Below are 6,163 nucleotides of genomic sequence, written 5' to 3' on the forward strand. Positions count from 1 at the left end.
TGGTTTCTGTGATATCTTTGTCCATAGTATATGCTCCTTATTTTTTGGGATTTGGACAAAGACTATCCTAATCCCAATTATAAGGAGTTTTTCTAATTTAAGCAAGTATTTTCGCTAAAAATCGAACTTGACTTTTCTTAAATATTTTTATGCAATGCTAGTGAAATTTAGTGATAATATATTTTAAAAATCAAAACCGTCGTCCATATCTAAAACTATATACTTCATCTGGCTATAAGACTTTTCCATTATTATACGAGAACCTTGGATGTTAATAATATCATCTTCATTCAGGTTGTTTTCTATTTCCTTATAATTTTCTTCTGACATAATTAGTTTCATTTTATCTAAATTAATTATTCTTTCTTTTTCAAATTCTTCTGGCAAATTTACTTTACATTTATTACAAAGATTAAAAGCATACTCCTGTGGCCACATAAGATCAACTCTGTCACCTTTTTTTAACTTGTCATCACAAATGGTGCAGTGGGGAAAAGTATTATGAACAAGATGCTCAATGTTATTTTCTATAAACTCATCATTATAAGTTGTGTAAGCATTTAAAATATCAAAATCTATATCTTCTTCGATCAGAAAATCAATAAAATCTTCTTCAGGTATTTCTTTGAAAAATTCATCAAATTCCTCTAATTCTTTTCCATATTTATTTTTTCTATATTCCTCAAGATTTATTAAACTCCCCATTATAAAACCCTCCAATTCTTTTACTCAATATAATTAACTCAACTTAATAGAATAAAGTCACCCTAAAAAAATTTTGTAGGATGACTTTAATTATTAATATTCAAAATTTCTTCTTTGACAGTAAGTTTATAAAATTTTAACTCGACATCATGAGTTTAATATCTTTAATATTAGAACGTAGGTCCTTAATCAATACTGAAGCGTTAAAAATCATTAGTATATAAATTACTATTTGGGTTGAGAGTGGTAAGTTACTAACATATTTACCTAGGTCCATACATACAGTATAAAAAGATTTTAATATGCTCATTTTATTTCCTCCTCATTTTTTTAAACCTTCCTGAGTGGTTTTTTGCTATAAATATATTATATAAATATAGATTGACATCAGGTTGGCAAGGAGAAAAAAATATTATAAAAATAAAAAACTAGCTGCTAAGTAACAGCTAGTGATTATTATCCTTGTTGTAATGGACTGTTGATTCTGACAGCACCCCTTGCGAAGCCTGTTGTGACAAGCCTCAAATTGCCATTTGCGGCAACCCCTCTATTTTTATAAAATTTTGCACTAATTTACTTAAAAACAGTGAGAAATCAACTTTGATTATCTCTTTTATTCGCCTTTTTACTCTTGAATACTTCCAAATAATCAAAATGCGGCAACCTCAGTAGTTTTGAAGTTCTTTTTTCTTGATTATAATAAGGTATTAAATATATCCATAGATTAAATAATCTATAAATAATTCTATCATTTAATTATTAGTATTTCAATAAAATTCACATTAAATACATCACATATATTCTAAGTAAATTTAAATTTACCAAAAAAATTAATAGCATGATTTTGGAGGAATAATTTAACTATTAAAGAATAAAATTAAAGGAGTAAACATTTTAGTAAAAATAAGTTTGATTAAGTTTTTAGGAGGTTATAAATATGATTAAAAATATAAAAAGATTATTCACTGATGTTGAATATAGGAAAGAGTTTTTAGATTATCTATTGGACTATTTAATTGATGAAATTTTACTTTATAAAGCAAAACTACTATTTAGAAGAGAAAAGAGATATATTGATGAGAAAAAGGTTAATATTATTTATAGCAAGGAGTTATTAGAATATCGTGGGATTGTATTAGGAGCTTTAAGAGTGCCAAAAAAAGAAATTATAATAGATCCAATTTTAAAGGGGAGCACAAAAGATTTTGTGATTGGACATGAAGCATATCATCTTTTTTTAGATCATGCTAAAATGAATAGTGAAAGAGATTTGAAGATCGAGATGGAAGCCGATTTAATGTCAGCAAAAATGATGATAAATGATTTGGGATATACCAAAAAAGAAGTCATCAAAGCTGTTAAAGGCCTATTAGTATTTACTAATCAATTATTATCAAAAAAATATGGAGATAATAAAAGAGCGGTAGAATTACTTATGGGGGAATATAAAAAAGAAATAGATAAAAGAATAGAACATAAAAAATATTAGTGATCTCTTTAGTGATAGTGTGAAGAGAGCCCTATGTGTTAGGATAGTATATCAAAAACTTGAAATCTCTTCAATATTTTTGGTTATAATAAAAAAACTAGCTGCTTAATAGCAACTAGTAGTGATTATCCTTATTATAATGGACTTAGTCATTAGACAATTTATAAGTCACAAGCGTGGGCTGAAAAAAGAGCGGTGTTTCAATCCTTGTTGTAGTGGACTCAGTCATTAGACAGTGATCCCTTGTTGATAAGCTAGAGAAGTGGAAAAAGTTTCAATCCTTGTTGTAGTGGACTCAGTCATTAGACCAATTTTCTTCACAGCCAGAAACTTCTGAAACTGATTGTTTCAATCCTTGTTGTAGTGGACTCAGTCATTAGACTATACCGCCGATGGAATAGCGATTTCTCCTGATAGGTTTCAATCCTTGTTGTAGTGGACTCAGTCATTAGACAATTTACCGATTAATTCTTTTTTACCGTTATGAAAAGTTTCAATCCTTGTTGTAGTGGACTCAGTCATTAGACTAGATCCGCTTATTTGACTTGTTGTGGCGCCCATAGTTTCAATCCTTGTTGTAGTGGACTCAGTCATTAGACTGGCTTTGCTAACTAATAAGAGTACCTCTTGGTATGGTTTCAATCCTTGTTGTAGTGGACTCAGTCATTAGACCCCTCCTTTGGTGCCATATATTCTAATTCTTGTATGTTTCAATCCTTGTTGTAGTGGACTCAGTCATTAGACACAAAGTTAATTTTTTTATCCTTATCTAGTTTTTCGTGTTTCAATCCTTGTTGTAGTGGACTCAGTCATTAGACTGTCAAAAATAATATAACTGGAGTTTTTGAGGTCCAGTTTCAATCCTTGTTGTAGTGGACTCAGTCATTAGACACCAAGTTAGTGGATCAATAGACTATAATAAGGTTGAGTTTCAATCCTTGTTGTAGTGGACTCAGTCATTAGACAGGATTTGCATTTTATATCCGTCTATTTGAATGTTGTTTCAATCCTTGTTGTAGTGGACTCAGTCATTAGACTGATTAAATTGCTTAAAGTTTCTATTGAAGAAGAATGTTTCAATCCTTGTTGTAGTGGACTCAGTCATTAGACCAGATTTGAGGGAGGAATAAAATGAAAGTATTAATGTTTCAATCCTTGTTGTAGTGGACTCAGTCATTAGACGCGATTATGTAATGAGAATATATCACTTGAGGAAGCGTTTCAATCCTTGTTGTAGTGGACTCAGTCATTAGACAAAATTAAATAGAAAAGGAGGAAACTATGAAAATATGGTTTCAATCCTTGTTGTAGTGGACTCAGTCATTAGACAAAAAGACCACCGATAAAGACGTAATGAATCAAGCGTTTCAATCCTTGTTGTAGTGGACTCAGTCATTAGACGCTTCACTTGTCAGATAGGAATTCAGATGCTAAACAGTTGTTTCAATCCTTGTTGTAGTGGACTCAGTCATTAGACGACTAGATTGTTTGTTGAAATTTTTGAACATTTTGATGTTTCAATCCTTGTTGTAGTGGACTCAGTCATTAGACCCGGATATCAAGTCTGGATAGACCACAAAAATAATAGTTTCAATCCTTGTTGTAGTGGACTCAGTCATTAGACTAGATGATGATGAACAAGAAGCGTGGCACGATATATAGTTTCAATCCTTGTTGTAGTGGACTCAGTCATTAGACGGATACAGAATTGGTCAGTCAAGCAGTTGGTAATTGTTTCAATCCTTGTTGTAGTGGACTCAGTCATTAGACGAACTTTAGGTGCTATGTTTGCTGCAGCCACAGGTAGGTTTCAATCCTTGTTGTAGTGGACTCAGTCATTAGACCCGTCAGAGTCAATTATTACTATTATAACAGTCTTTATGGCACTTTTCTTAGAATAGAAGATCACTATTTTTAGCATAAAAGTCTGCTAAAAAAGCCAATTTTAAAGCAAATGCCGCAACTTTGACCATCTTGACTAAACTGTTATATTAGTGATTATCAAGGTTCAAGTTTTTGAGACCAAATAATTTTGCCTCAGAATTTAAAAATCTAAGTATTTTCTATATCTAATTATAGCATAAACTGACAGTTCCAACAAATTGCAAGCATAGAAATATATTTTAATTGAAAGTTAAACTATTTTAGAGAAATGAGATTACTACAAGATTTTAATTTTGATTATTCTTTATAAAACTTAAAACTCCTTGTGATAACATCTTAGTACCTTTACAAACTCCTTTTCCAATTAAGATAATCCCCTCAAGTAATTCAATCATATAACTAATCCAAAATCTCATATTATATAATCTCCTTTCAAGTTTAATTACTCTTTCTCATTCCCTTTCTTCTTTTCATCCATAAAAATATCAAACATTCTTGTCCTGAACTTTCGTCTGACAATTAGGTTAACTAAGATTCTAGCCACACCTTTCCAGAAATGAGTGGGCATCATATTATCCTTCCTCTCTAAATGATCAATTTAATTAGAAGATTTAAATCATCCTAAATTGGTTACTATTTTTTGGTTGAAGCTCCTGATAGTTTCTTTAATATTTATTTCTTTATTTAATTGATCTCTTAAAATTTTAGTTGCTATAATTACTATCAAAAACTCCAAAAATAATGATATACCTAAAACTGAAAAAATACCCATTGATACTGAAGATAAGATTATTCCTTTACTAAAATCTTTGCTTTTAAATTCTTTCTTTTTAATAAAATAAGAATAAGCAGCTGTTATAATCATTGCAATTCCCATTATTGGATTAGCTGAAATAGCAGATATAATTCCTGCAGATCCTAAAAGTTCAGCTAATTGTTCGAGGTCATCTTTTTTTAAAGCGAAAATAGCTGCTGCTATACTCAGAGTACTAGAAAATATTTCAATTGAATCATAACTAAACAAATCATATACCCATTTTTTATCAGCCTGTGGTATATACTTCATTAACCATTCTGAACTCTTATCATAATTTGTTTTTTCTAAAGTCATAAACGGTAAACCCTTTTTAGTATTTAAATCTTTCCAGAGAGAATTAAAATATGCTGCTACTTCTTGCTTAAAAGAATCATCAGCAGAAGTATTTTTTATATGCTCCCAGGCGTTTACTACATCATGGCCATTATCAAATAATCTATGATTAGCTCCACCAACATGAGTCTTTATATATTCAGAATCTAAGGCCTTATCATAAATGTTAGCCGATGATTCAGTTATCTTTTCAGTGAATTCAAGGAGTTTCTCTTGAGATAGTAAAGCTAGGATTGGTGAAATTTTATTAGAGGGAATATTATTTTTTAGATTATTTAGTTTTACTTTTATTTTATCAGTAGGGTTATTAATCATTTTTTCTTCCTTTTATAGTTGGTATTGAAATACAAGATTAATTTATTCTAATAATATTTTATCAGGTACTTCGACAACAGTATGGAAAAGTGAGTAAAAATAAAAAACTAGCTGTTTAAATTACAGCTAGTAAATTAAGATCCTTGTTGTAATGGATTATTGATTCTGACGAGGTATTGCTGGCGAGAATGAGCTAGATCAGTTTGGGTCGTAATCCTTGTTGTAATGGACTGTTGATTCTGACAGCACCCCTTGCGAAGCCTGTTGTGACAAACCTCAAATTACCATTTGCGGCAACCCCTCTATTTTTATAAAATTTTTCATTAATTTACTAAAAAACAGTGAAAAATCAAATTTAATTATCTCTATTATTCTTCTGTTTGCTCTTTAATACTCCTAAATAATCAAAATGCGGCAACCTCGACATCTTAGAACTTTTATTTATCCTCTTATAGATAGTTTTAAAATTAATATTCTATAAATAATATTATCATTTAATTATTATTTTTTCAATACAATTTATCCTAGAGCTTTTTGCTTTGTACAATTTTTTCTTAAAAAAGAATAAAAAATTTGCAGTAAATATCTCCAATAATAATTAAAACTCTTCATTTCAGACA

General features: G+C 29.9%; 3 protein-coding genes and 1 CRISPR repeat array. Of the genes, 1 reads left to right on the forward strand and 2 read right to left on the reverse strand.

Going from position 1 to position 6,163, the window contains the following annotated elements:
• Positions 1–183 precede the first annotated feature (183 nt).
• Positions 184–705, reverse strand: coding sequence for a hypothetical protein (locus C8C76_RS14675; protein WP_108142952.1), 522 nt, complete (start codon positions 703–705; stop codon positions 184–186).
• A gap of 937 nt (positions 706–1,642) precedes the next feature.
• Here C8C76_RS14675 and C8C76_RS14680 point away from each other — a divergent pair.
• On the forward strand, positions 1,643–2,194 hold the full coding sequence (locus C8C76_RS14680) for a hypothetical protein (RefSeq protein ID WP_108142954.1): 552 nt from the start codon (positions 1,643–1,645) through the stop codon (positions 2,192–2,194).
• Between the two features lie 197 nt (positions 2,195–2,391).
• Positions 2,392–4,038: a CRISPR direct-repeat array (repeat unit 37 nt; unit sequence GTTTCAATCCTTGTTGTAGTGGACTCAGTCATTAGAC).
• 656 nt (positions 4,039–4,694) lie between these two features.
• On the opposite strand, the gene C8C76_RS14685 is transcribed toward C8C76_RS14680, so the two are convergent.
• Positions 4,695–5,543: a hypothetical protein gene (locus C8C76_RS14685; protein ID WP_108142956.1), complete on the reverse strand. Its 849-nt coding sequence runs from the start codon at positions 5,541–5,543 to the stop codon at positions 4,695–4,697.
• Positions 5,544–6,163: the final 620 nt, after the last annotated feature.

It is taken from the genome of Halanaerobium saccharolyticum (genome assembly GCF_003053565.1).
GTDB classification, from domain to species: domain Bacteria; phylum Bacillota; class Halanaerobiia; order Halanaerobiales; family Halanaerobiaceae; genus Halanaerobium; species Halanaerobium saccharolyticum_B.